25 protein-coding genes are annotated in these 23,246 nt (G+C 60.5%); 1 reads left to right on the top strand and 24 read right to left on the bottom strand.

All coding sequences use genetic code 11. The annotated features are described in order from the left end of the window. Window positions 1-77: 77 nt before the first annotated feature. The 11 genes from SM130_RS08250 to flhA form a co-directional block, all read right to left on the bottom strand. Window positions 78-866, bottom strand: a complete 789-nt coding sequence (locus tag SM130_RS08250; RefSeq protein WP_102823617.1) for a ParA family protein — start codon at window positions 864-866, stop codon at window positions 78-80. Between the two features lie 87 nt (window positions 867-953). Beyond that, on the bottom strand, window positions 954-1,796 hold the full coding sequence (gene motD / locus SM130_RS08245) for a flagellar motor protein MotD (RefSeq protein ID WP_102823616.1): 843 nt from the start codon (window positions 1,794-1,796) through the stop codon (window positions 954-956). A gap of 5 nt (window positions 1,797-1,801) precedes the next feature. Further along, window positions 1,802-2,542: a flagellar motor protein gene (locus SM130_RS08240; RefSeq protein ID WP_102823615.1), complete on the bottom strand. Its 741-nt coding sequence runs from the start codon at window positions 2,540-2,542 to the stop codon at window positions 1,802-1,804. A 16-nt stretch (window positions 2,543-2,558) separates the two neighbouring features. Then, window positions 2,559-3,674: a protein-glutamate methylesterase/protein-glutamine glutaminase gene (locus SM130_RS08235; protein ID WP_102823614.1), complete on the bottom strand. Its 1,116-nt coding sequence runs from the start codon at window positions 3,672-3,674 to the stop codon at window positions 2,559-2,561. A gap of 53 nt (window positions 3,675-3,727) precedes the next feature. Then, on the bottom strand, window positions 3,728-5,890 hold the full coding sequence (locus SM130_RS08230; protein WP_102823613.1) for a chemotaxis protein CheA: 2,163 nt from the start codon (window positions 5,888-5,890) through the stop codon (window positions 3,728-3,730). A gap of 11 nt (window positions 5,891-5,901) precedes the next feature. Continuing rightward, entirely contained in the window at window positions 5,902-6,696 is a 795-nt protein-coding gene (locus SM130_RS08225; protein WP_102823612.1) for a protein phosphatase CheZ, read from the bottom strand. Between the two features lie 23 nt (window positions 6,697-6,719). Next, the gene (locus SM130_RS08220; RefSeq protein ID WP_181019210.1) at window positions 6,720-7,094 is read right to left on the bottom strand and encodes a chemotaxis response regulator CheY; all 375 of its coding nucleotides are present in this window, start codon (window positions 7,092-7,094) and stop codon (window positions 6,720-6,722) included. Between the two features lie 74 nt (window positions 7,095-7,168). After that, window positions 7,169-7,894, bottom strand: coding sequence for an RNA polymerase sigma factor FliA (gene fliA, locus SM130_RS08215; RefSeq protein WP_102823610.1), 726 nt, complete (start codon window positions 7,892-7,894; stop codon window positions 7,169-7,171). A gap of 17 nt (window positions 7,895-7,911) precedes the next feature. Then, window positions 7,912-8,739, bottom strand: a complete 828-nt coding sequence (fleN, locus tag SM130_RS08210; protein ID WP_102823609.1) for a flagellar synthesis regulator FleN — start codon at window positions 8,737-8,739, stop codon at window positions 7,912-7,914. A 91-nt stretch (window positions 8,740-8,830) separates the two neighbouring features. Continuing rightward, window positions 8,831-10,123: a flagellar biosynthesis protein FlhF gene (gene flhF / locus SM130_RS08205; protein ID WP_102823608.1), complete on the bottom strand. Its 1,293-nt coding sequence runs from the start codon at window positions 10,121-10,123 to the stop codon at window positions 8,831-8,833. Between the two features lie 15 nt (window positions 10,124-10,138). Beyond that, the gene (gene flhA / locus SM130_RS08200) at window positions 10,139-12,259 is read right to left on the bottom strand and encodes a flagellar biosynthesis protein FlhA (protein ID WP_102823607.1); all 2,121 of its coding nucleotides are present in this window, start codon (window positions 12,257-12,259) and stop codon (window positions 10,139-10,141) included. A 217-nt stretch (window positions 12,260-12,476) separates the two neighbouring features. Here flhA and sodC point away from each other — a divergent pair, with 217 nt between their 5' ends. Then, on the top strand, window positions 12,477-12,998 hold the full coding sequence (sodC, locus tag SM130_RS08195; protein WP_102823606.1) for a superoxide dismutase family protein: 522 nt from the start codon (window positions 12,477-12,479) through the stop codon (window positions 12,996-12,998). A gap of 45 nt (window positions 12,999-13,043) precedes the next feature. On the opposite strand, the gene flhB is transcribed toward sodC, so the two are convergent. The 13 genes from flhB to fliJ all read right to left on the bottom strand — a co-directional run bounded on the left by flhB (window position 13,044) and on the right by fliJ (window position 23,245). After that, window positions 13,044-14,180 carry a flagellar biosynthesis protein FlhB gene (flhB, locus tag SM130_RS08190; protein ID WP_102823605.1) on the bottom strand — a complete coding sequence of 379 codons (1,137 nt, stop codon included), beginning with the start codon at window positions 14,178-14,180 and terminating at the stop codon, window positions 13,044-13,046. Between the two features lie 33 nt (window positions 14,181-14,213). Then, window positions 14,214-14,990 (bottom strand): flagellar biosynthetic protein FliR, encoded by a 777-nt coding sequence (gene fliR, locus SM130_RS08185; protein ID WP_102823604.1) that lies wholly within the window; start codon window positions 14,988-14,990, stop codon window positions 14,214-14,216. A 5-nt stretch (window positions 14,991-14,995) separates the two neighbouring features. Beyond that, window positions 14,996-15,265 carry a flagellar biosynthesis protein FliQ gene (gene fliQ, locus SM130_RS08180; RefSeq protein ID WP_102823603.1) on the bottom strand — a complete coding sequence of 90 codons (270 nt, stop codon included), beginning with the start codon at window positions 15,263-15,265 and terminating at the stop codon, window positions 14,996-14,998. A gap of 11 nt (window positions 15,266-15,276) precedes the next feature. Continuing rightward, complete coding sequence (fliP, locus tag SM130_RS08175) at window positions 15,277-16,053, bottom strand: flagellar type III secretion system pore protein FliP (protein ID WP_102823602.1); 777 nt, start codon at window positions 16,051-16,053, stop codon at window positions 15,277-15,279. After that, window positions 16,053-16,472, bottom strand: a complete 420-nt coding sequence (gene fliO / locus SM130_RS08170) for a flagellar biosynthetic protein FliO (RefSeq protein WP_102823601.1) — start codon at window positions 16,470-16,472, stop codon at window positions 16,053-16,055. Before fliO ends, fliP begins: the two co-directional genes overlap by 1 nt. Before the next feature lies 1 nt (window position 16,473). Continuing rightward, window positions 16,474-16,947 (bottom strand): flagellar motor switch protein FliN, encoded by a 474-nt coding sequence (fliN, locus tag SM130_RS08165; RefSeq protein WP_102823600.1) that lies wholly within the window; start codon window positions 16,945-16,947, stop codon window positions 16,474-16,476. Window positions 16,948-16,987: 40 nt separating this feature from the next. Continuing rightward, on the bottom strand, window positions 16,988-17,959 hold the full coding sequence (gene fliM / locus SM130_RS08160) for a flagellar motor switch protein FliM (RefSeq protein WP_014820859.1): 972 nt from the start codon (window positions 17,957-17,959) through the stop codon (window positions 16,988-16,990). Between the two features lie 13 nt (window positions 17,960-17,972). Beyond that, window positions 17,973-18,506: a flagellar basal body-associated protein FliL gene (fliL, locus tag SM130_RS08155; protein ID WP_102823599.1), complete on the bottom strand. Its 534-nt coding sequence runs from the start codon at window positions 18,504-18,506 to the stop codon at window positions 17,973-17,975. A gap of 240 nt (window positions 18,507-18,746) precedes the next feature. Next, a complete protein-coding gene (locus SM130_RS08150) occupies window positions 18,747-19,982 on the bottom strand; it encodes a flagellar hook-length control protein FliK (RefSeq protein WP_102823598.1) in 1,236 nt (411 codons plus the stop codon). Window positions 19,983-20,172: 190 nt separating this feature from the next. Continuing rightward, entirely contained in the window at window positions 20,173-20,523 is a 351-nt protein-coding gene (locus SM130_RS08145; RefSeq protein ID WP_102823597.1) for an Hpt domain-containing protein, read from the bottom strand. Between the two features lie 29 nt (window positions 20,524-20,552). Beyond that, window positions 20,553-22,244 (bottom strand): fused response regulator/phosphatase, encoded by a 1,692-nt coding sequence (locus tag SM130_RS08140; RefSeq protein WP_181019209.1) that lies wholly within the window; start codon window positions 22,242-22,244, stop codon window positions 20,553-20,555. Next, the gene (locus tag SM130_RS08135; protein WP_102823596.1) at window positions 22,244-22,549 is read right to left on the bottom strand and encodes an STAS domain-containing protein; all 306 of its coding nucleotides are present in this window, start codon (window positions 22,547-22,549) and stop codon (window positions 22,244-22,246) included. Before SM130_RS08135 ends, SM130_RS08140 begins: the two co-directional genes overlap by 1 nt. A gap of 243 nt (window positions 22,550-22,792) precedes the next feature. After that, window positions 22,793-23,245, bottom strand: a complete 453-nt coding sequence (gene fliJ, locus SM130_RS08130; RefSeq protein WP_102823595.1) for a flagellar export protein FliJ — start codon at window positions 23,243-23,245, stop codon at window positions 22,793-22,795. Between the last annotated feature and the right edge of the window lies 1 nt (window position 23,246).

Genomic DNA, 23,246 nt, shown 5'->3' with positions numbered 1-23,246 from the left:
CGTGAAGAGAATCTGAACAGGCTATCGGCCAACTAGGCGACAAACTTGAGCCGCGAGGCGCCGAGTGGCATGGCATTTCACGCCACCTGCGGCGAGGCTTGCGACACCAGCAAATGCTTGAGCAAAGCACGATAGGCAAGCACTGCACGACTCGTGGGATCGAACTGCGAAGGCGTCAGACCGGCGCGACTGGCATCACGCAAACGTGTGTCGACCGGGATGAACGCCGGCCATAGATGGTCAGCATAGCCAGCACGCAACACCTTGAGCGTATTCATGGAAGCCTGGGTCCGACGGTCGAACAACGTCGGCACGATGGTGTAAGGCAGCGCTTGCTTGCGCGAACGATTGATCATCGCCAGCGTGCTAACCATGCGTTCCAGGCCTTTCATGGCCAGAAATTCGGTCTGCACCGGAATCACCAACTGCTGACTGGCGGCCAGGGCGTTGACCATGAGCACGCCGAGCAACGGCGGGCTGTCGATGATCGCGTAATCGAAGTCCTGCCACAGCTGCGACAAACTCTTGGCGATGACCAAGCCAAGTCCGTTCTGGCCAGGCGACTGCCGTTCCAGAGTTGCCAGCACTGTGCTGGAGGGCATCAGCGAAATACGCTCATGGCTGGTGGCGAGCAGCAATTGCCACGGCAGCCCATCCGGCACGGTGCCCTGATGCTGGAAAAGATCGAAGACACTTCGATCCAGGTTGTCGGGGTCGTGACCGAAATAGCTGGTCATCGAGCCATGCGGGTCCAGATCGAGCACTACCACGCGCTTACCGGAATCAGCCAGCAATCCCGCCAGCGCGATCGACGTGGTGGTCTTTCCAACCCCACCCTTTTGATTGGCTACAGCCCAGACTCTCATTGATCTTCCACCCGGCGAAGCTGACCGGAACCACTGCGCCTTGAACTGGCGAAGCGTCGGTGTTTTGACGATGCGCCTATTAGGCGCCTACATGGATGCAGCCGGTGCAGATTGTGTGCCAGCCCGGCGCAACGCTTCGTTTGGCTTGGCGTTCCCGCTACCGACTCCAGTGACGCTGCGACGCACATCGAGATTGCGCGACACCACCAGAATCACCCGTCTATTGCGCGCTCTGCCTTCTGCGGTGGCGTTATCGGCCACTGGTTGAAACTCACCGTAGCCCACCGCTGCCATCCGCGACGGATGGACGCCCTGGGCTGCAAGCATCCGCACGACACTTCCCGCGCGTGCGGCAGAGAGCTCCCAATTGGTCGGAAACTTGTCGGTGCTGATGGGCAGGTTGTCCGTAAACCCCTCCACATGAATGGGATTGTCGAACGGGGCCAGAATACCGGCCACCTTGTCGATCAGCTGAAAAGCCTGATCGTTGGGCAAGGCATCCCCACTGGGAAACAGCAGACTGGAGTTGAGCTCGATCTCTATCCACAACTCGTTGCCGCGGATGGTTAACTGCTCGTTGGCAATCAGCTCACCGAAGGTTTCGCGCATGCTCTGGGCGATGCGCTCCAGAGGGTCAAGCGTCAGATCGCCAGCAGCCGAAGACTGGCCGGACGGGTCGTCAACCTGCGACACGTCAGGCTCGGTGGTCCGTGGTCGCTCGTCACCTACGGGAATCGGTTTGACCGAACGGTCCGCTTGATTGAACACACCAACCAAGGAGTCCGAAAGAATTTTGTACTTGCCCTCGTTGATCGAGGAAATCGAGTACATGACGACGAAGAACGCGAACAGCAGCGTGATGAAGTCAGCGTAGGAAACCAGCCAACGCTCATGATTTTCGTGCTCTTCCGGGGGTCTGCGTCTGGCCATGGCGCTCAGTCCATGAAGCCTTGCAGCTTCATCTCAATGGAACGCGGATTTTCGCCCTCAGCGATGGACAGGACACCTTCGAGCAACATCTCGCGGTACGCAGTCTGACGCTGGACAACGCTCTTCAATTTGTTGCCGACCGGTAGTACCAGCAGGTTGGCAAGCGCGACGCCATAGATGGTCGCAACGAACGCCACGGCAATGCCGCTACCGAGCTGACTGGGATCGGCCAGGTTACCCATGACATGGATCAACCCCATCACCGCACCGATGATGCCGACAGTCGGCGAATAGCCGCCCATCGCGTCGTACACCTTGGCTGCACGCAGGTCACGGCTTTCCTGGGTGTAGAGATCGACTTCCAGAATGCTGCGGATGACCTCAGGCTCGGCACCATCCACTAGCAGCTGCAAACCTTTACGCGCGTAAGGATCAGGCTCCGTCTCGGCAACTGGTTCGAGGCCGAGCAGCCCCTCTTTTCGAGCTGTGTTGCTCCAGGTGGTGACCATCAGGATGCCACGAGCGAGATCGATGCGCGGCGGGAAGAATATCCAGCGGCCGATGCTTATCGCTCGCATGAAAACGGCGATGGGCGTCTGCAACAACACCGCACCCAACGTGCCGCCGAGCACGATCAGCGCGGCAGGGCCGTTGAGCAGAGCCGATATATGTCCACCCTCCAGGAAGTTGCCCCCGACGATGGCGACGAACGCCAGCAACAGCCCGATGAGGCTGAGCACGTCCATTAGAAGCAGCCCCTCATCAAATGCAGGCCTCGGCGAGATTGCGGCCGATGTCGTCAAGCCCGAAAACCGCATCGCTCAGGTTGGCTTTGACCACGGCCATCGGCATGCCGTAGATCACGCAGCTCGCTTCATCCTGAGCCCATACCTGGCTGCCACTCTGCTTGAGCAGACGCGCACCTTCACGGCCGTCTGCGCCCATACCGGTCAGCACCACCGCGAGCACCTTGTCGTGGAACGACTTGGCCGCAGAACCAAACGTGACGTCAACGCAGGGTTTGTAATTGAGGCGATCGTCGCCCGGCAGGATACGCACCGCACCGCGGCCATCAATCATCATCTGCTTGCCGCCCGGTGCCAGCAGCGCGAGGCCGGGACGCAGCACGTCGCCATCCTCGGCTTCCTTGACGCGAATACGACAGAGCTTGTCCAGACGGTCAGCGAAGGCCTTGGTAAACGCGGCCGGCATGTGCTGGATGAGCACGATCGGCGCCGGAAAATTCGCCGGCAACTGGGTTAGTACGCGCTGCAGCGCCACAGGACCACCGGTTGACGTACCGATCGCAACAAGCTTGTACGCCTTGCGCTTGGGCGCAGGCGAACGGGCCGCCGGCGCCGCGGGCACGGGCGCCGTACTGCCGGCCCGCGACGCTGACGCCGCCAGTGTCGATGTAGCACCACGCGGAGGCACAGTCGGCACGCTGGCACTCGACGTGCAGAACGTGCTGTAGCGGCGATTGCTGCGCGATACGGTATGGACCTTCTCGCACAGCAGTTGCTTGACCTTTTCAGGGTTGCGCGAGATGTCCTCGAAATTCTTTGGCAGATAGTCCACGGCGCCGGCGTCCAGCGCATCGAGGGTGACTCGTGCGCCTTCGTGCGTCAGCGAGGAGAACATCAGCACGGGTGTCGGACAACGCTGCATGATCTGCCGCACCGCCGTGATGCCATCCATCATTGGCATCTCGTAGTCCATGGTCACGACATCTGGCTTGAGCGCCAGCACCTGATCGATCGCCTCACGTCCGTTTGTGGCGGTGCCGACGACCTGGATATTGGAATCAGAGGATAGGATTTCCGAGACGCGCCGGCGAAAGAAGCCGGAATCGTCGACGACCAGGACCTTGACTGCCATACATCACTCCTAGCGGCAGCGCGCCCTTCTGTGGGCAGCGCTGCCTGACTGAATCAAATCCGGCGTGCGTACCGCTTGAGCATGCTCGGAACATCGAGAATCAGAGCGATGCGGCCATCGCCGGTGATGGTTGCGCCGGACATCCCGGGCGTACCTTGCAGCATCTTGCCCAGCGGCTTGATGACCACCTCCTCCTGACCCACCAGCTGATCGACGACAAAGCCGATGCTCTGGTTGCCGACACTGAGGATGACCACGTGACCTTCACGCTGCTCTTCCTGAGACGCATCGTGGATCAGCCAGCGCTTGAGGTAGAACAGAGGCAGTGCCTTGTCGCGCACTATCACCACTTCCTGGCCGTCCACTACGTTGGTGCGCGAAAGATCGAGGTGGAAAATCTCGTTGACGTTGACCAGCGGGAAGGCGAAGGCCTGATTGCCGAGCATGACCATCAGGGTCGGCATGATTGCCAACGTCAGAGGCACCTTGATCACCACCTTCGAGCCTTGGCCCTTGGTGGAGAATACGTTGACGGTACCGTTGAGCTGGGAAATCTTGGTCTTGACGACGTCCATGCCGACACCGCGGCCAGACACGTCGGAAATCTCGGTCTTGGTCGAGAAACCAGGCGCGAAGATCAGGTTGTAACATTCCAGATCGCTCAGGCGATCCGCTGCGTCCTTCTCCAGCATGCCTTTTTCGACCGCTTTGGCGCGCAGGATATTGGCGTCCATCCCCTTGCCGTCATCACTGATGATCAGCAGGATGTGATCGCCTTCCTGTTCGGCGGACAGCACGACCCGACCGGTGCGCGGCTTGCCAGCGGCTTCGCGCTCTTCAGGCATTTCGATGCCATGGTCGACCGCGTTGCGCACCAAGTGCACCAGCGGGTCGGCAAGCGCCTCGACGAGGTTCTTGTCGAGGTCGGTTTCTTCACCGACCAGCTCGAGATTGATCTCTTTCTTCAGGCTGCGCGCCAGATCACGGACCAATCGCGGGAAACGGCCGAAAACCTTCTTGATCGGCTGCATGCGGGTCTTCATCACCGCGCTCTGCAGGTCGGCAGTTACCACGTCGAGGTTGGACACAGCCTTGGCCATGGCCTCGTCGCCGCTGTTGGAGCCCAGGCGTACCAGACGGTTACGCACCAGCACCAGCTCACCAACCATGTTCATGATTTCATCGAGGCGCGCAGTATCGACGCGCACCGTCGTTTCGGCTTCGGCTGGCGGTTTCTCAGCCGGCGCCGCAACGGCAGGCTTGCTGACCGCTGCCGCCTTAGCTGGAGCTGCAGCGCGAGCGGGCTCTGGCTTGGGCGTCGGCTTGACTGGTGCAGGCGCCGCGGGTTCGACAGCTGCCACATCGGCAGCGGCAGGCTCGAACTTGCCTTTGCCGTGCAGCTGATCGAGCAAGGCTTCGAACTCGTCGTCGGTGATCTCGTCACCGGCCTTCGCTGGCGCCGCGCTTACTGGCGCAGCGGCCGGAGCGGCTTCGAACTTGCCTTTGCCATGGAGCTGATCGAGCAGCGCCTCGAACTCGTCATCGGTAATTTCATTACTGACCGGCGCGGCGACCGCGTCCGGCTCGGTGGGTGTCGTCGCGTCTGCTGCGGCAGCGAACTGGCCTTTACCATGCAACTGATCGAGCAGCGACTCGAACTCGTCGTCGGTAATCTCGTCCGTTACCGGAGCGTGTTCGGCCTCGGCTGCTGCCGGCACGCTGGCGGGCGACTGAATGGCATCGAGCAGCTGTTCGAACTCGGTATCGACAGCTTCGGCCTCGGCAGGGATCTGAGCCTCGACCGGCGCCGCCGGAGGATTGGCGGCAGCCGGCTCAGCCAGACGCGCTAGAGCAGCGAGCAGCTCACGTGAGGCTGGAGTCGGTTCGACGCGCTCGCGAACCTGGCTGAACATTTCGTTCACGGCATCGAGTGCCTGCAGAACGACATCCATCAGTTCGGAATCGACGCGACGCTCACCCTTGCGCAGGATGTCGAAGACGTTTTCGGCGATATGGCAGCACTCCACAAGCTCATGAAGCTGAAGGAAGCCTGCACCGCCCTTGACCGTATGGAACCCGCGAAAAATCGCATTGAGCAACCCCGTGTCATCAGGGCTGCTTTCCAGCTCCACGAGTTGCTCGGACAATAGTTCGAGAATCTCGCCGGCCTCTACCAGGAAGTCCTGGAGGATTTCTTCATCGGCGTCGAAGCTCATATTCACTTCCCCTAAAAGCCCAGGCTTGAAAGCAGATCATCGACATCGTCCTGGCCGGAAACGACATCTTCACGCATATCGGCATGCATCTGCGGACCTTCACCCTTGGAAGGTTCTTTTTCTTGTTTTTGCTTTTCCTGCTCGGCGCGCATCGCTTCGCGGTCGTGCTGGATTCCAGCCACACGATCAACCTGCCCTGCCATCAACACAAGATTGAGCAGGTTGCTTTCGAGTTCGGTGATGAGACGAGTCACCCGCTTGATCACTTGACCGGTCAGGTCCTGGAAATCCTGCGCCAGCATGATTTCACTGAGGTTCTGTGACAGCTGTGAGCCATCGTTCATGCTGCGCTGGAGATAGTGGTCGATGCGCTTGACCAGGTCGCGGAACTGCTCGGCGTTCATTTCGCGGCGCATGAAGCGCTGCCAATCAGCCGTCAGGCTCTGCGCCTCATAGCTCACGTAGTTCACCAGCGGAGCGGACTCCTCCACCAGGTCCATGGTGCGATTGGCGGCCTTCTCGGTCATCTCAACCACATAGGACAGCCGATCGGTCGCGTCGGTAATCGGTGACGGATCGCCTCCGGTCGCGCATGTATCCATCTCGAGCTTGACGATGGCGTTGTGCAGCTCACGCGTGAGCTTGCCAACCTCCAGGTAGATCCCGTGATTGCGCACCTGATTGAGTTCGTTGAACATCTGCGTCGCTTCATCGAAGCGGCCCTGTTGCAGACTTTCGATCAACTTGGGTGCATGAGTCTTCAGAGTCGCTTCGAACTCTGCCAGGCTTTGGTCTGCTTGCGTCATAGTGCCCTCGCGGCGTTGCTGCTTCAGCCGTTGACGCGCTCGAAGATCTTCTCGATCTTCTCCTTGAGCACCTGGGCAGTGAAAGGCTTGACCACATAGCCATTAACCCCGGCCTGTGCCGCTTCGATGATCTGATCGCGCTTGGCTTCGGCCGTCACCATCAGTACCGGTAGGTTCTTGAGGCGTTCGTCGGCGCGCACGGTGCGCAGCAGATCGATACCGCTCATGCCCGGCATGTTCCAGTCAGTGACCAGGAAGTCGAAGTTGCCGCTCTTGAGCATCGGCAGTGCGGTAGTGCCGTCATCCGCCTCGGCGGTGTTGGTGAACCCCAGATCACGCAGGAGGTTCTTGATGATTCGTCTCATCGTCGAGAAGTCATCGACGATGAGGATTTTCATGTTCTTGTCCAAGTCGACCTCCGTAAGTCCCAAAATGCCTCAGCAAACCGAGCACGTCATACCGCAAACAATCGTCAATTGGCGCGCCATTCACCGAGACGTGCACGCAACCGCGCAGCACACTGGCTATGCAACTGGCTCACGCGCGACTCGCTGACCCCCAGCACCTGCCCAATTTCCTTCAAATTCAGTTCTTCGTCGTAGTACAGCGACAGCACCAGCTTTTCACGCTCGGGCAGGTTCGCAATAGCATCGGCCAAAGCCTGCTGAAAGCGCTCATCCTCAAGGTCACGAAAGGGCTCCGGGTGGGTACTGGCGGCGTCATCCTCGAACTCGCCGTGCTCACCCTCCTGCAGCAGATCGTCAAAGCTGAACAGGCGACTGCCTAAGGTGTCGCCGAGAATGCCGTAATACTCATCGAGACTTAGCTTAAGTTCGGCCGCAACTTCATGATCTTTAGCGTCGCGCCCGGTTTTCGCCTCGATAGTACGAATTGCCTCGCTGACCATGCGCGAATTGCGGTGCACGGAGCGTGGCGCCCAGTCACCCTTTCGCACTTCGTCCAGCATCGTGCCGCGGATGCGGATACCCGCATAGGTCTCGAAACTGGCACCTTTGCCGGCGTCGTATTTCTTCGCTGCTTCCAGCAGTCCGATCATTCCAGCCTGAATCAGATCGTCTACCTGCACGCTGGCAGGCAGACGCGCCAAAAGGTGGTAAGCGATTCGCTTGACCAACGGCGCGTACTGATCGATCAGGCGGTACTGCGCATCCTTTGCCTGAGCCTTGCTGTAATACATAGCGGATCCGGCACCTGTCATTCGTGGCTTTGAGAAGCGGGGCTTATGAGCCGCTCTACGAAGAATTCGAGATGACCACGCGGCGTCGCGGGCAGTGGCCAGGTATCAATCTTCTGCGCGATAGCCTTGAACGCCAACGAGCATTTCGAACGCGGGTACGCCTCATAAACCGCACGCTGCTTCTGTACTGCCTTGCGCACCGCCTCGTCGTACGGCACGGCGCCCACGTACTGCAGCGCCACATCGAGAAACCGTTCAGTAACTTTGGTCAACTTGGCGAACAGGTTGCGACCTTCCTGCGGCGCATGCGCCATGTTCGCCAGCACGCGGAAGCGGCTGATTCCATAGTCGCGGTTAAGCAGCTTGATAAGAGCATAGGCGTCGGTGATCGAAGTGGGCTCATCGGTAACGACCAGCAACACCTCGTGCGCAGCCCGTACGAAACTGACCACCGAATCGCCAATGCCAGCCGCAGTGTCAATGATTAGCACGTCGAGCTCGTCGCCCAGATCGCTGAATGCTTGAATCAGACCCGCGTGCTGCAGCGATGAAAGCTGCACCATACTCTGCGTGCCCGAAGCGGCCGGCACCACACGGATGCCGCCTGGCCCCTGGATCAGCACATCGCGCAGATCACACTCGCCGGCAATGACGTCGGCCAAGGTGCGCTTGGTGGTCAACCCCAGCAGAACGTCGACGTTGGCCAAACCGAGATCGGCGTCGAGCAGCACTACACGCCGACCCAGATCGGCCAGCGCGAGCGAAAGATTGACCGACACGTTGGTCTTGCCGACGCCACCCTTGCCGCCGGTCACCGCAATCACCTGTACGGGATGCATACCCATGTTCACACGCCTATATCTTGCTGGGGCCTTGCGGCCGTCGATGCGCCCGCATGGCACGCATCTGATTCATTCAGGTACCGCTGTCGCAACTTCATCCGGCCCGCCTTGACGAACCGTTGTACAACCCGGCGAACATATCGGCCATGGTTTCCTCGCTCGGTTCCTCACCGGACTGCAAACTCACCGCACGACTGACCAGTTGGTGACTGCGTGGAAGGTGCAGGTCATCCGGAATCCGGGGCCCGTCGGCGAGGTACGCTATCGGCAAATGCTGGCTGATCGTGAGCCCGAGCACATCACCGAGGCTGCCGGCCTCATCCAACTTGGTCAGGATACAGCCGGCCAGGCCGCAGCGACGATAGTTGTGCCACGCCGCCTTGAGCACCTGGCTCTGACTGGTCGCGGCCAGCACCAGATAATTCTTCGATTTCACACCACGATCCGACAACGCTTCGAGCTGCATGCGCAGCGTCGGATCGCTGGCAGGCAGGCCGGCCGTATCGATGAGGATCACCCGCTTGCGTGCCAGCGGAGCCAGCGTCTTGCTCAACGACTGGCTCGGGTCGATCTGCACGACCGGTACATCGAGAATGCGGCCCAGGGTCTTGAGTTGCTCCTGTGCGCCGATCCGATAATTGTCCATGCTGACCAGCGCGATGTTTTGCGCGCCGTATTTCAATACGTAGCGTGCAGCGAGCTTAGCCAGCGTCGTGGTCTTGCCGACACCTGCCGGGCCTACCAGGGCGATCACGCCACCCTCTTCCAGCGGTTCGTTCTTGCTTACCTTGATTGCCTGAGCCAGGTAGGCCAACACCATCCGCCAAGCCTGGCGAGGCTCGTTGATCCCGGCAACCTTTTCCAACAGGCTACGCGATAGCTCGGCCGGCAAGCCCAGCCGTTGCAGGCGACGCCAAAGGCCGGCCTGCTGCGGACGGCGGCTTTGTTCCTGCCCCCAGGCAATCGAGCCGAGCTGGACTTCGATCAGCTCACGCAGACCGTGCAGTTCCGACTGCATCGCCTCGATCGCACGTGTGTCGACCGCGCCAGCAGCTTCGGCCACAGGCACAGGCTGCGGCTTACTCGCCGCGGCAGCGGGCTTCTCGTCAACCAGTTGACGATCCTGCATCTTCGCGCGAGGTGCAGCGCTCAGCTCAGCATGGGCATTGGCGAGGCGAGCCTGGGTCTTGCGCAGCTCGGCTTCCAGCGCCGGGTTGGGCTTGTTGGCGGCCGGAGCGGACTGCATCGGGTAATCGAGCACGGCAGTCAGCTCGACGCCGCCGGCCACCCGGCGATTGCCAATGATCACGGCATCGGCGCCCAGCTCGTCACGCACCATTTTCATGGCGATGCGCATATCGGCGGCGAAGAAACGTTTGACCTGCATGGCCTGTACCCTCGGTTAATTCTGACCCACCGTCGAAACGATGGTGACCTGCTTGTTGTCCGGTATTTCCTGATAGGCCAGAACATGAATGTTCGGCACCGCCAGACGCGCGAATCTCGACAGCATCGCCCGAACCGGGCCGGCTACCAGCAAAACTGCAGGCTTGCCGAGCATTTCTTGACGCTGTGCCGCTTCTATCAGAGACCTTTGCAACTTTTCGGCCATTCCCGGTTCCAGCAAGATGCCATCTTCCGAACCCTGACCAGCCTTCTGCAAGCTGTTGAGCAAGATCTGTTCCAACCGAGGTTCCAAGGTGATTACAGGCAGCTCCGGCTCTAGTCCCACAACGTTTTGCACGATTGCTCTCGACAGCGCGACGCGTACCGCGGCCACCATCGCGGCGGGATCTTGACTCTTGGCCGCGACGTTGGCGATGGCTTCAGCGATGGTGCGAATGTCGCGCACCGGGACCTGTTCCTGCAGCAATGCCTGGAGCACCTTGAGCAAAGTCGACAGCGAGACCATTCCAGGCACCAGCTCTTCCGCCAGCTTGGGTGAGCTCTTGGCCAGCAACTGCAACAGCTGCTGGACTTCTTCGTGACCCAGCAGCTCATGGGCGTGCTTGTGCAGGACCTGGTTGAGATGCGTAGCGACCACGGTGCTGGCGTCAACCACCGTGTACCCCAGCGATTGAGCTTGATCGCGCTGGCTCGCCTCGATCCAGACAGCCTCCAGGCCGAACGCCGGATCCCTGGCGGTGATGCCGTTCAAAGGCCCAAACACCTGCCCCGGGTTGATCGCCAGCTCCCGATCCGGATAAACCTCGGCTTCGGCAAGACTCACTCCCATCAGGGTCAGGCGGTAGGCATTGGGTAGCAGATCCAGGTTGTCGCGAATGTGCACCGAAGGCATGAGAAAACCCAGGTCCTGAGACAGCTTCTTGCGTACGCCCTTGATGCGCGCCAACAGTTGACCACCCTGATTGCGGTCGACCAACGGAATGAGGCGATAGCCCACCTCCAGGCCCACCATGTCCACGGGGGTCACGTCGTCCCAGCCCAACTCCTTGGTTTCAGAGGCCCGCTGAGCCGGGAGCATTTCCTGCTGCTTCTGCACGTCCTGCTCGGTTTTCTTCTCGACCTCTTTCTTCCGGTGCCAGATCCAATAGGCACCCGCCGCAGCGGCGGCGCCGAGACCGAGGAACGACATGTGCGGCATGCCGGGCACCAGACCCATCGCAATCATGATCGATGCAGCCACGGCCAGCGCCTTGGGCGAGGCGAACATCTGCCGCTGCACCTGCTGGCCCATATCCTCGGAGCTGGTGACACGCGTCACCATGATCGCTGCAGCGGTCGACAACAGCAGAGACGGAATCTGCGCAACCAGACCGTCACCGATGGTCAGCAGGGCATATACCTGGCCGGCTTCGCTGAAGCTCATGCCGTGCTGCGCCATGCCGATCCCGACACCGCCGATGAGGTTGATGAACAGAATCAGCAGACCGGCGATGGCGTCACCGCGCACGAACTTGCTCGCACCATCCATCGAGCCGTAGAAGTCCGCCTCGGACGAGACCTCGACACGACGCAGCTTGGCTTCTGTCTGATCGATCAAGCCGGCATTGAGATCGGCATCAATGGCCATTTGCTTGCCGGGCATGGCATCGAGGGTAAAGCGTGCGCTGACCTCGGAGATCCGACCCGCGCCCTTCGTAACCACGACGAAGTTGATGATCATCAAAATTGCGAACACGACGATACCGACGACATAGTTGCCGCCGATCACGACATTGCCGAATGCCTCGATCACATGTCCAGCGGCAGAGCCACCTTCATGGCCATTGATCAGTACGACACGTGTGGAGGCCACGTTCAGCGCCAGACGCATCAGCGTGGCAACCAGCAGAATGGTCGGAAATACCGCGAAATCCAGCGGCCGTAGCGCGTAGACGCTGACCAGCAGCACGACGATCGACAGTGCGATGTTGAAGGTGAACAGCAGATCCAGCAGGAACGGCGGCACCGAGAGCATCATCATGCCCATCATTACGAGCAACAGTAGAGGTACGCCGAGGTTTCCGCGCCCCGCGCCCGTCAGGCCATTGCGAATATTGATGAGTTGCGTGCGATCCAACGTAGCCCCCGGCGTAGAACGAATTCTTGACGCGAAATGCGCCTTGCCGGGGTTATAGCAAGAAGAGGTCCAACTTTTACCGCCCATTCCAGAGCCCGCCACGCGGTTTGCGCCCAGCCTCAAGGCGACACGGCAAAGCGGGCGAACGCGGCCGGTAACTGGCAGTCACACTAGCACCGGCGACAGCCCGTTGCCGTTTGTACACAGGAGCTTTCAGATGAAACAGTGGATCATCGCCGCGTTGGCCGGCTGCACCGCCCTCGCCGTTCAGGCCGAGACGCTGAGCGTCAAGGTCAACACCGTGAGCGCTCAAGGCATCGGCGAATCCGTCGGCAGCGTGAAGATAGAAAGCAATGAATATGGCCTGGTATTTCGCCCGGAACTTACCGGTCTGCAGCCTGGTGCTCACGGGTTCCACATCCATGCCAAGGGCAGCTGCGAGCCGGCCGAGGTAGACGGCAAGCTGACCGCCGCAGGCGGTGCCGGCGGTCACTGGGACCCGAAGAGCAGCGGCAAGCATGGCGAGCCCTGGGGTGACGGACACCTGGGCGACGTGCCTGCGCTGTATGTAAACAGCGAAGGCAAGGCAAACCAACCGGTGCTGGCTCCGCGCCTGCAAAGCCTGGGCGATATCAAGGGCCTGGCGCTGATGGTCCACCAGGGCGGTGACAACCACTCCGACCACCCGCAACCACTGGGTGGTGGCGGCGCTCGGGTTGCCTGCGGCGTAATCGAATAACCGCAGTGGTACGCGGCGCGCTCAAGCGGCGGCCGCGTGACCGAATCACTCGTCGCGGCGCAGATCCGGTGGAATGGGCACGTCGTTCAACGGGTCCGGCCGACGACCCTTGCCCGCGCGATACTGGCGCAGCTGGTAGACGTAGGCCAGGACTTGCGCCACCGCCAGGTAGAGGCCGGCTGGAATTTCCTGATCCAGCTCGGTCGAGTAATACACCGCCCGTGCCAGAGCCGGGGATTCCAGCACCGTAACCTTATGCTGCTGGGCGATTTCACGAATCTTCAGCGCCACAAAATCGCCACCCTTGGCCACCAGCATCGGCGCGCCGCCACGCGCTCCGTCGTATTTCAGCGCGACGGCGAAGTGGGTCGGGTTGGTGATCACCACATCCGCCTCGGGCACCGCTTGCATCATGCGCCGCTGTGCCGCTTCACGCTGCAGCTGGCGAATCCGCGATTTGACCTCTGGCTTGCCCTCGGCATCCTTGTATTCGTCCTTGACCTCCTGCTTGGTCATCATCAGCTTCTGCTTGTTGTCCCAGAGCTGGAATGGCACATCCACCACCGCAATCAGGATCAACCCACACGCCATCCACAGCGCGCACCAGCCGACGACCTCCGCGCTGTGCATGATGGCCAGATCAAGCGGCTGCTTGGCGATCGACAGCAGATCGTCCTGGTACGCAGAGAGCACCAGTAGCGCAACGCTGAGCACCACGAGAAACTTGCCCAACGCCTTGAGCAGCTCCACCAGAGCCTTGGTGGAAAACATGCGTTTGAGTCCGGCAGCCGGATTCATCCTGCTGACCTTGGGGGCCATGGCCTTTACCGAGAACAGCCACCCGCCCAGCGAAACGGGGCCGACAATCGAGGCGATCAGCAACGCAATCAGCAGTGGCATGATCGCTTCCAGAGCGATCATACCGTTGCCCATCAGCAAGCGCACCATGGAGCCCTCGTCGAGCAGGGTTTCCCTACTCAGCTCGAACGTACCCTGCATCATGGCCATCAGGGCATGCGCCAAACTTCCGCCGGACGCCAGCAGCCCACCTATTCCCCCAAGCGTCACCGCGACCGTGCTGAGCTCGCGCGAGCGCGCCAGCTGGCCTTTTTCACGAGACTCACGCAGCCGTTTGGCTGTGGGTTCTTCACTTTTATCGGCGCCACTTTCGCTCTCAGCCATAGGCGGCCTCCAGCATGCATGCGAGCTCCACCATCAGCGCGCCCCCGCCAGCTCACGAAGCATCACCAGTGCTTCACTGACGAATACCTGATACTGCGCAAGGATGTCGGCCATGCCGATCCAGACGATGATCAGACCCAGCACCAGAGTCAGCGGGAAGCCGATCGAGAAGATGTTCAATTGCGGAGCCGCGCGCGTCATCAGGCCGAACGCCAGATTGACCACCAGCAGCGCAGTGATCGCCGGCAACACTAGCAGCAAGCCGGCACCCAGCACCCAGCCAAGCTTGCCTGCCACCTCCCAGAAATGATTGGTCGACAGGCCGCCACCTACCGGCAAGGTAACGAAGCTCTCGGCGAGGATTTCGAAAACGACCAGGTGCCCATTGACCGAGAGAAACAGCAGGATCACCAGCATGTTGAAAAACTGGCCGAGGACCGGTACCGAGATTCCATTGGCCGGATCGACCATCGAGGCGAAACCCAGGCCCATCTGCATAGCCAGCATCTGTCCGGACACGATGAACACATGGAAGAACAGCTGCAGAACGAAGCCAAGCATCACGCCGATCAGTATCTGCTCGGCAATCAATAGCATGGAAGCGACGCTAAGCGACTCGACAACTGGCATGGAGGGCAACGTCGGCACCAACACCAGGGTCATGGCCAGCGCCAGATACAAGCGAACCCGCACCGGTACCAGCTGTGTGCCGATCAGTGGCATGCTCATCAACAATGCGGCGATGCGAAACAGCGGGAGCAGGAACTGCCCTACCCACCCGCCGATCTGCGCATTGCTAAGCTCCAGCACGTTACCTACCCGATCAGCAGCGGAATGTTTTGGACCAGGTTCTGCGTGTACTCCATCAGCTGGCGTACCAACCAAGGTCCGGCCCAGATCAGCGTCATGAGCATGACCAGCAGGCGCGGCAGGAAACTCAGGGTTTGCTCATTGATCTGTGTGGCCGCCTGGAACATTGCCACCACCAGACCGACCAGCAAGCTGGGCACCACCAACACGCCGACGATCATCGCGGTCATCCACAGCGCTTCGCGAAACAGGTCCACCGCTACTTCAGGCGTCATGCGAGTTTTCCCTAAAGGGTGCCGAAGCTGCCGGCAAGGGTGCCGATGATCAGCCCCCAGCCGTCCACGAGTACGAACAGCATGATCTTGAATGGCAGCGAGATGATCAGCGGCGAGAGCATCATCATGCCCATCGCCATCAGCACGCTGGCCACCACCATGTCGATGATGAGGAACGGAATGAAGATCATGAAGCCAATCTGGAACGCAGTCTTGAGCTCAGACGTCACGAAGGCCGGCACAAGAATCGTCATCGGCGCCGCTTCGGGCGAGGCGATATCGGTGCGCCGCGACAGCCTGACGAACAGTTCCAGATCGCTTTCGCGCGTCTGCGCCAGCATGAAGCCCTTCAATGGCACCTCTGCACGCGCGATCGCTTCCTGAGCCAGTATCTGCTCGCTCAGATAGGGCTGCAGTGCGTCCTGGTTAATCCGATCGAATACCGGCGCCATGATGAACAGCGTGAGAAACACAGTCAGACCGACGAGAATCTGGTTCGATGGCGTCTGCTGCAGGCCCAGCGCCTGACGCAAGATGGAAAACACAATGATGATCCGGGTGAAGCTGGTCATCAGCATGACGAACGCTGGAATGAAGCTCAGCGCCGTCATGATCAGCAGAATCTGCAGGCTGACCGAATACTCCTGCTGCCCTTCGGCGTCGGTGGTCAGCGTTATCGCCGGAATCGACAGCGGGTTGTTGCCCTGCGCCAGGATGCCGGAAGGCTCCTGTGCCATGGCAAGCGGGCCGCACAGCATCAACGCGACCACTAGCAGAATGCGCAACATCAAGGCTTGTCCTTGTGATCCTTGCCAAGCAGCTCCATCAGACGCTGGGCGAATTCGGGGTTGGCTGGCTCGGCATCCGGCAGGTGCACCGGCTCCTGCATGACATGCAACGGTGTGATTCGGCCACCGCTCAGACCGATGAGAACCTGTTCGCCGCCAACCTGCACCAGCACCAGTCGTTCGCGAGGCCCCAGCGCCTGAGTGGAAATCAGCTTGATCACCTGAGTGCCACGCGGATTCATCTGCTGTACACGACGCAATAGCCAGGCCAGCAGGAAGATCAGCCCGATCACCAACAACAGGCCCAGCATCAGCTTGGTCAGCTGCGCACCCATGTCGGCGCTGCTCATGCTCGTAGCCGGCTCCGCGGCCAGAACCGGGAGCGCGACCAGAGCACTTAGAAATGCAAGCGCACGCATGTCAACGCAGCTTCTTGATGCGTTCGGTGGGGCTGATGACATCGGTCAGCCGGATGCCGAACTTCTCGTTGACCACCACCACCTCGCCATGGGCGATGAGAGTGCCGTTGACCAACACGTCCAGCGGTTCGCCGGCCAGACGATCGAGCTCCACCACCGAACCCTGGTTGAGCTGCAGCAGGTTGCGGATGCTAATTTCGGTGCTGCCGACCTCCATCGAGATGGAAACCGGGATATCGAGGATCACGTCCAGGTTGGGACCATCGAGTCCCAGCTGCACGCCATTGGACTTGGGCGCGCTGGCGAAATCCTCCAGCGGTGCGCGCGGGGCAGCCGGCGCAGGCGCTTCCGGGCCCTGATTCAGCAGTGCATCGATATCGTCCTGGCTGGCGTCGCCAGCTTCGGCCAGCGCCGCAGCCCATTCATCGGCGAGCGCCTGTTCTTCAGGGGAGGTGTTGTCGTGTTCGTCTGCCATCGCTAATCCTCGATCGGCTCGAATTGAGTAAAGGGCTGGCTCAGCGTGGGCGGACCACGGGCTCCAGCACCTGCAATGCCAGGTTGCCCTTGTGGGCACCCAGCTTGACCTTGAAGGACGGCATGCCATTGGCACGCATGATCATGTCTTCTGGCATTTCCACCGGGATCACATCGCCGGGCTGCATGTTCAGAATGTCGCGCAGCTTGAGTTGCCGCCTGACGACAGTGGCACCCAGCGGCACGTTGACATCGAGAATGTCTTCGCGCAGCGCCTTGACCCAACGCTCGTCCTGATCGCTGACGTCCGACTGGAAGCCGGCATCCAGCATTTCGCGGATCGGCTCGATCATCGAATAAGGCATGGTCACGTGCAGGTCGCCGCCGCCGCTGTCCAATTCGATGTGGAAGGTGGAAACCACCACCACTTCGCTGGGGCTGACGATGTTCGCCAGGGCCGGATTCACTTCCGAATTGACGTATTCGAAGTTGACGTCCAGCACCGCGTGCCACGCTTCCTTCAGATCAGTGAAGGCCTGATCGAGCACCATGCGTACGACGCGCAATTCGGTCGGAGTGAACTCGCGACCCTCGATCTTGGCGTGGCGGCCGTCACCGCCGAAGAAGTTATCAACCAACTTGAACACCAGCTTGGCGTCGAGGATGAAAAGTGCAGTGCCACGCAGCGGCTTCATCTTCACCAGATTGAGGCTGGTGGGGACGTACAGCGAATGCACGTACTCGCCAAATTTCATCACCTGCACGCCGCCCACCGAAACATCGGCGGAACGACGCAGCAGGTTGAACATGCTGATACGGGTATAGCGCGCAAAGCGCTCGTTGATCATTTCCAGCGTGGGCATTCGTCCACGCACGATGCGGTCCTGACTGGTCAGGTCGTAGCTTTTGATGGACCCCGGTTCGGAATCGCTCTCGGTATCCACCAGACCGTCGTCGACCCCGTGCAGGAGCGCATCGATCTCGTCTTGCGAGAGCAGGTCTTGAACAGCCATCTGCGGCAGCCTTCTATTGCAATACGAAGTTGGTGAACAGCACTTGCTCGACGGCAAGCTTGCCGATTTCCTTCTGCGCCAGCTCCTGCACACTGGCAGTCGCCTGCTGACGCAGCATTTCCTTGCCGACTGGCGTTCTCAACGCCTCGAAATCCTGACTGGAAAACAGCATGACCAGGCGATTGCGCAACAACGGCATATGCGCCTTGAGGGCATCCAGCGCCGCCTGATCACGGGACATCAGCGCGATGCTGACTTGCATGTAGCGTTGCCGCCCCTTGTAGTTGAAATTGACCACGAAGGCCGGCATCAGCACCTCGTAGATTGCCGGCTGCTTGCCCGATACGGTTTCCGCCGCTTCGTGCGATTTCCCGGCATCAAGGTCATCGCCCTTGTCCATGAAGTACAGCGTACCGCCGATGGAAAGCCCGACAGCCACCAACATGGCGACCACAATCACGATGATGAGTTTCAGCCGTCCCTTGCCTGCCGGTTCCGTTTCCGGACCCGTTGGCGGCACTGCCGGTGGAGCCTGTTTCTTAGCCATGCCAAATATCCGTCATCAACAACATTTCATTCCGAGTTAAGAGCAACAGCTGTGCCAACGCAGGCGGAACAAGCGTTTAACAGCGCTCGGCTAAACCCGGCGCCGACAAGGTATCAGGAAAACGAGCGATACATCGGCCATGCACGCAACGCACAACGCGCGCGCGCGACAGGCGGCGGAAAACCGGCGTAACGGTTAGGCTACGCCGGCAGACAAGAGGGGCTATCAGAAGCAGCGGCCCTAGGCGTAGTAATCCACCAGGCCGCGGTCACCCGCGGTGCGGTTGCTGGAAATCTCGCTGACGCCCTGCTGCAACTCGTCATCCGACTCGCCATCAGCCGAAGAGCCTCCGCGCGAAGAGCCACTCTCGGCACCACCCTGCCAGCCTCGTGCGAGCGATTGATCGGAGACGTTGACGTCCATGAGGCTCATGCCTTGCTGGGTGAACATCTCGCGCAGGCGGTGCATCTGGCTTTCCAGCGCGTCACGCACGCCAGCATGAGGACTGAGGAACGTGACCTGCGCCTGGTCCTTGGTCAAGTCGATGCGAACCTCCATGCGACCCAGCTCAGCCGGGTCGAGCTGGATCTCAGCCGACTTCAGATTCTGGCTGGACAGCCACATCACGCGATCAACAACGGCCTCGCTCCAGCCGGATTGCTGCATGTGAACTGGCTGCCCCGGCACCAGGGCTGGCCGCTGCGGCTGCTGCACCTGCTGGGCAATCGCCTGGCTCAACGGATTAAGACGCGCCGCGGCCATTTCGCTGGCGCTCGCCGAGCGGCTTTCCTTCGGCCCATCGACACTGTCCAGCAGATCTTTCACTGCCAGATCCAGCTCAGGCTCCTCGCCATCAGCCGACTCCTTGCCAGCCAGCAACATGCTGGCGAAACCGTCATCCGCCTCGGCCTTCGCTTGCGCATCGGCCAGCGGATTCTGCAATTGCTGAGTCGTTTTCTGCACGCCGACCGGCGTTTCAGTCAATGTCTGCAAACCCGTGAGCAACGACTCATCCGCTACCGGTTCCGCCTCGCCCGCAGCCAGGCCCTGCGTCATCGGCAACCCGGCCAGCAGTGATTCGCCCTGGAGATCCTCCGCAGGCTGGGTCTCGGCTTGTGGCGCGAACTGCCCGCCCAAGCCTAGTAACAACAACGGATCGAGCTCAGCTTCCGGCAGGTCTTCGGCTGATGTTTGCGCAGGCAACGGATTGCCGCTCTCGGCAACTGTCGGCTTTTCCTCGGCGGTCACGCCGGCTGCTTCTTGCCGGCCCTTGTCATCGACAGGCTTGTCGCGACTACTATCGTTGCGCGTCGGGCGGTCGACCGGCTTGGTCTGGCGTTCCTTGGCGTAAACGTCCGAAAAGCTGGCATTGCCGCTATCCCGTCCTTCACGCGGGGCGTCCGGCGCCTTGGCCGAGGCCTTGGGCCGAGCGTCGACAGAAGGCGTTTTGAGTAACAGGTCGGGGGAAACAGCCATGAGGTTATTCCACTACGTATGGATCGTAGCGCTAACTGAGCAAGTTACGGGCCAGGATTGACTGGAGCATCAGCGTATTAGCCAAAGAGCCCGCAGCGCCCGTCGCACACAACGGTTGAGGACCCTGTGCGCAATCGCAAGCCGCCTCGACTGGCAGTGCAGCAGACGGAGCGCGTCAGAGATTTGGCCGTTACGCGTAGCGTTGACGCTCCGCCCTGAACAGAATCCCAACAATCGCGAATTCACGTTCAATCGAGGCGATGAGCACAGGCGCCTGGGCAAGCTGCTCGCCTCTAGCGGCAGTTTCCAGCTCCTGACAGAGATCGGCCAGGAGCACCGCCCCCATATTGCTACAGCTGCCTTTGAAGCTGTGCGCGGCCCGACGCAGGGTTTCGGTTTGCTCGGCTTGATAGGCCTGCCTCAGCAAGCGGACTCGCTCTTCGGAGTCGGCGAGGAAGGTATCCAGCAATGCCGGATACTCACTCTCCATCACGTCCTGCAGCGTGGCCAGCACGGCGCTGTCGAGATGAGTGTTGGACACCCGAAACACTCCTGATTCAAAGCGAAGGATTATGCCTCAGCCTGCCAGACGAACTCCACGTTCAGCCCTCTGCCGTCCGACTGCCAGTCAAATCCGTCGCTCAACTGGCGTACCAGGTGAAGGCCCCTGCCGCTGAGGCGATCGCCACCGAGCTGAACCTGCAACGCATGGGTCACGTCGAACCCGGCGCCACTGTCATCGATGGAGATTCGCAACCGCCCGCCCTGGCCGTCGGTCTTGATAGCCAGCTCCAGATGAACATGCCCTTCTGCCAGTGCCTGCAGCCGTTGCTGGCGCAGGTCGTAGTAGCGTTTGAAACCCTCAGCGTCGCACTTGAGCGCCGAATCGAGACCAAGCACACCGTGCTCCAAGGCATTGGAATACAGCTCGCCGAGCACCGCGTAGATTGCGCCGGCGCGTGGCCGCAGTTGATTGACCTGTAACAGCAGCTGCAGCAGCATCGGCAGCGGATTGCCGCTACGCAGACTCTCGGCCCGCAGCTCGACCTGTATCGACCAGTCCATGGGCCGGGAGCGATGTGCGGTAACCGGCACCGCGAGCGGCATCGCAATCGTCTCGTCAGTGATCACGACCTCAACCAAGCTGAGGTCATCATGCGGCTGGCCATGGAAATCCAGCAGCGCCTGCTCGATCTCATCGAAGAGCCGCGCCGGATCACGATTGGCAGTCAGCGCAGCCAGCAGGCGCTGCTCACCAAACAACTCATCGTCGGCGTTGCGGCTCTCCACCACACCGTCGGACAGCAACAGCAAGCGGTCGCCCAGCGCCAACGGATAATGCTCGAACTTGTCGTCGAACGCCGTTGCAGACACCACACCCAGCGGCAGATGCCTGGAAACCAGCGCGGTGCGCTGGCCGTTGGCGCCAATCAGATAACCATCCGGCAAACCACCGTTCCAGACGCGCAGCGAGCCCTGCTTGGGATTGATGTCGAGCAATGTCGCGCAGCAGAACATTTCCACCGGCAGGATTTGCTTGAGCTTGGCGTTCATCTCACGAAGGATGTCAGCGCCGGAATAGCCCTTGGCGGCCATCCCATAGAAGGTTTCCGCAAGCGGCATGGCACCGATCGCCGCGGGCAGTCCATGCCCCGTGAAATCGCCGAGCAGGACGAACATCTGCCCTGCCGGGGCCTGGGCCGCCAACAGCAGGTCACCATTGAACAAGGCTTGTGGCGATTGCCTGTAACGAATGCTCGGCGCGCTCAGGCAGCCGGCATGGGCGACCTTGTCGAAGATCGCCTTGGCCGCCCGGTGCTCGGCAAGCAATTGCTGGTTACGCCTGGCGATCAGATCGCGCTGCTCGAGCACGGTCGCCTGCAGGCGACGCAGGCGGTGCATGGCCTGGATCTTGGCTTCGAGAATGATCGGGTTGTAGGGCTTGGCGATGAAATCGTCACCGCCGGCTTCCAGGCAACTGACCAGCGCTTCATGCTCGGTCAGCGAAGTGAGAAAGATGATCGGTACCAGCTCGTCACCGGCTAACTGCTTGATACGCCGCGCGGCCTCGAAGCCATCCATCACCGGCATCAGCGCGTCCATCAGCACCAAGTGTGGCCGCTCCTGCTGGAACAGCTCGACCGCTTCCTGACCATTAGCCGCAGTGAGTACCCGATGGCCCTGCTTGGCGACGATGGTGGAAAGCAGCATCCGATCGACCGGGCTGTCCTCGGCGATCAGGATCGACAGCCGCATCGGCATCAAGCGATCACGAACAATTGTCCGAAATTCGATACCGAAAGGATCTTGCGCACATCGGGACTGCAGTTAAGCAAACGAATATCGGCTTCATCGCCCCCCGCGTGGTCACGCAGCAAAAGCAGCATGCCCAGCGCAGAGCTGTCCATGTAGATAGTGCCCTGCAGATTCACCACATAGCGCTGTGGGTTTACGTCCTGGCGCTGGTAGGCATCGCGGAAGGCCTGATGCGCATTGAAGTCGAAGCGTCCGCTAATGGAAATGGTCAGCTCCTGCCCATCCACCGAAGGCTGCGAGTTAATGGTCATGTGGCACTCCCTGATCCGTAACGTCTTGAAGGCCGCCCACGTTGGCAGCCGTCGCTTATGCGAAGTGGACAGCCGTATACGGGCTGAAAATGCGGCGATCCGAAACCAAACCGACCAAAGGTCCATCAAGGGCTGACGATCGCTGCGTAGAAACGGGTGAAGATTTATCACTCAAGCTGCAACACGGCAAGCACGAATCCGGCCAATGCCCACTGGGTCGAGGCGAAGCGCCACGCAGCCTAATCATTGGTCGCGCGCCCGCCCAGCCAGTCGCTGCGCGAATTCGTCGAGCAATTTTTGTTCACGCTTGTCTGCCGCGATGCGTGCCTCGCGCTGGTAGCTTTCAATAAGCTTGCCGAGCCCTTCCACTCGGGCATGTTTCTGGTGCCATTGCTGCCTCAGCTTCAGCAGATTGTCGCGATACCAATTGACGCTGCGCTGCTGCTGGCCGATAGCCGACTCCAGCTGGGACAAAAAGCGCTGATAGTTCATCAGCCACTGGCCGGAAACGCCCTGGCTACCTTGCTGCATCCACTGTTGCTGATAGTCGCGAAAGTATTGATCGAGTTCGGCGAGCTTGGTTTCTGCCTGCGTCAGTTGCGTCTGAGCCTGCCCAAGCAGGCGCGCGGCATCACGTTCAGCACGCTCGGCCATTTCGATGACCGGCGCCAGGCGCGCAGCTCGGCTGGCAGCCATC

Source organism: Stutzerimonas stutzeri, from assembly GCF_038561965.1.
GTDB lineage: Bacteria > Pseudomonadota > Gammaproteobacteria > Pseudomonadales > Pseudomonadaceae > Stutzerimonas > Stutzerimonas stutzeri_AA.
The sequence above is the reverse complement of the archived record's forward strand: the minus strand, read 5'-3'. Positions and strand labels throughout refer to the sequence as shown.